A 2,469-nucleotide genomic window follows, 5' to 3' on the forward strand; every position below is an offset into this window, starting at 1 on the left:
CGTTCATTTGGGGAGGTGTAATTAGCGATGGACGAGGAAGCTGCATTCGAAAGTGGATGCGAAGTTAGCGATGCTGTTCGGCCTGAGCCGATGGACGTCGTTCCGGAATCGGTGACGCGGCGGCGCTGGTCTACGACGGCGAAAGAGCGGATCGTCGCCGAGAGCCTGGTGCCCGATGCAAATGTGGCGGAGGTTGCGCGGCGGTACGGGATATTGCCGCAGCAGCTATATGCGTGGCGCCGCGAGATGTGCGAGCGGGAAAAGATGACGTTCGTCCCGGCGGTGATCGACGACCAGGCCGATCCGCCTCGCCCGGCAGCGCGCGGCGAAGCGGAGATCATCGTCGAGGTCGGCGATGTCCGGCTGCGCGTGCCGGATGGCGCGAGCGCCGACCATGTCGAGCGTGTGCTTCTGGCCGTGATGGTGAGCGCATGATCATTCCGCCCGGGCCATTGAAGGTGCTGATCGCGACGAAACCGGTCGACTTCCGCAAGGGGATGGTGGGTCTGGCGGGGCTGGTGCAGAACGAGCTTCGGCTCAATCCCTTCTCCGGCGTCCTGTTCATCTTCCGCTGCAAACGATCCGACAGGATCAAGCTTTTGCTGTGGGACGGGACCGGCCTTGTGCTCGTAACGAAGCGTCTGGAGCAGGGTCAGTTCCGCTGGCCGCGCATTGGCGATGCTGTGATGAAGCTGTCCGCGGCGCAGGCTTCCGCGCTCGTCGAGGGGCTCGACTGGCGGCGCGTCCACGCACCCCGCGTGGCGCGACCGCAGCTGGCGCAATAGCCGGAAGAAATGCGCACGAATCACTGAATATCTTGTTGCAAAGGCGGGATATTTTGACAATATCTGGCCATGGCTTGCGAGCTCGAAAACATCCCCGACGACGTGCCGACCTTGCAGGCCCTGCTGATCGCCTCGTTGCGGCGTGAAGCCCAGCTCCGTCACCTCATCGACGTGCTTAATCGCAATAAGTTCGGCAAGAAATCCGAGAAGCTGCCCGCCGACCAGCTGCGTCTTGGGCTCGAGGACCAGGCGATCGCCATAGCGGAAGCCGAAACGCTCGCGCGGGACGGCGCGGCGGCCGAAGACAATCTCGGCCGCAAGCGCGGGCGTCCCCGGTGCGACGATGAGCGGCCGCGCGCATCGCTGCCGCCCCACCTTCCTCGCGTCGAGGTCGTGCTGGAACCCGACGCGCAGGAATGTCCTTGCTGCATGGGCGTTTTGCACAAGATCGGCGAAGACCGTTCCGAGCGTCTCGATATCATCCCTGCCCAGTTCCGGGTGATCGTCACCGTGCGCCCGAAAATGGCGTGCCGCTCCTGCGGCGATGGCGTCAATCGCGCTCTCGCTCCCAAGCGCCTGATCGCAGGGGGCCTGCCGACCGAGGCGCTGGTCGCCTATATCCTCACCAGCAAATATGCCGATCACCTGCCGCTCTATCGTCAGGAGCAGATCTTCGCCCGCCAGGGCGTCAACCTCGAGCGCGGTGTCATGGCAGGCTGGACCGGCCATGCCGCCGCCCGCCTCAAGCCGCTCACCGAACGCATGACAGAGATCATGATGGGAATGGATCGGCTGTTTGCCGACGAGACGACCGTCAAGATACTCGATCCCGGTGCAGGCAAGACCCGAACTGGCTACTTCTGGGGTGTCGCTTGCGATGAGGGCCCTTATGGAGGGAGGGCACCGCCCTGGGTCGTCTATCGATACTTCCCGAGCCGCGCCCACAAGCATGGCGGCGCGCTGCTGGGCAAGTATCGCGGTATCCTGCAGGTTGATGGATACGAAGCCTATGACAAGCTCGGCCATCCCGACCGTCCCGGCGGGCCGGCGACGATCGCGCACTGCTGGGCCCATGTCAGGCGCAAGTTCTTCGACCTCAACAAGGGCGACAATGCGCCGGTCGCGCGGCGCATGCTGCGCCTGATCCAACTCATGTACAAATATGAGAAACGCGTACGCGGTCTCAGCCCCGAAGCGCGCCTTGCCGTACGGCAGGCGAAGACCGCGCGCGTCATGCGGTTCATGCGCCGCTATATCGATCACATCCTTGCCCGTGTCCTCCAGAGCGGCGATACGGCCAAGGCGCTGCGTTATATCGAAAAGCGCTGGACGACGCTTACCAACTTCCTGCGCAACGGTCGTATCGACCTCGACACCAACGCCATCGAGCGCTGCATGCGCCCGATCGCTCTCCAGAGAAAAAACGCCTTGTTCGCAGGCCACGATCTCGGCGCCGAAAACTGGGCGGCGATCTCGTCGCTAATCGAAAGCTGCAAGCTGTGCGGCCACAATCCGCACGCCTATCTCTCCAACGTCCTCACCCGCCTGCTCGAGCGAAATGACGGCGATCCCATAGACGACCTTCTCCCCGGCAACTGGCAAGATACCAATGCCGCCGAAACAAGGTTCGAAATGAGTTACATCCCGCAAGCCGCCTGATACGTGCCAGTGAAAATGCGCTTAC

At 63.0% G+C, this 2,469-nt stretch carries 3 protein-coding genes; all 3 read left to right on the forward strand.

The window, feature by feature from the left end:
* Positions 1–27: 27 nt before the first annotated feature.
* The gene (gene tnpA / locus EQG66_RS15150; protein ID WP_129405340.1) at positions 28–435 is read left to right on the forward strand and encodes an IS66-like element accessory protein TnpA; all 408 of its coding nucleotides are present in this window, start codon (positions 28–30) and stop codon (positions 433–435) included.
* Positions 432–785: an IS66 family insertion sequence element accessory protein TnpB gene (gene tnpB / locus EQG66_RS15155; RefSeq protein WP_129405341.1), complete on the forward strand. Its 354-nt coding sequence runs from the start codon at positions 432–434 to the stop codon at positions 783–785. The genes tnpA and tnpB overlap by 4 nt, the downstream gene beginning before the upstream one ends.
* 69 nt (positions 786–854) lie before the next feature.
* The gene (gene tnpC, locus EQG66_RS15160) at positions 855–2,444 is read left to right on the forward strand and encodes an IS66 family transposase (protein WP_129405342.1); all 1,590 of its coding nucleotides are present in this window, start codon (positions 855–857) and stop codon (positions 2,442–2,444) included.
* Positions 2,445–2,469: the final 25 nt, after the last annotated feature.

The organism is Sphingobium fluviale, assembly GCF_004122115.1.
In the GTDB taxonomy this organism is placed as follows: domain Bacteria; phylum Pseudomonadota; class Alphaproteobacteria; order Sphingomonadales; family Sphingomonadaceae; genus Sphingobium; species Sphingobium fluviale.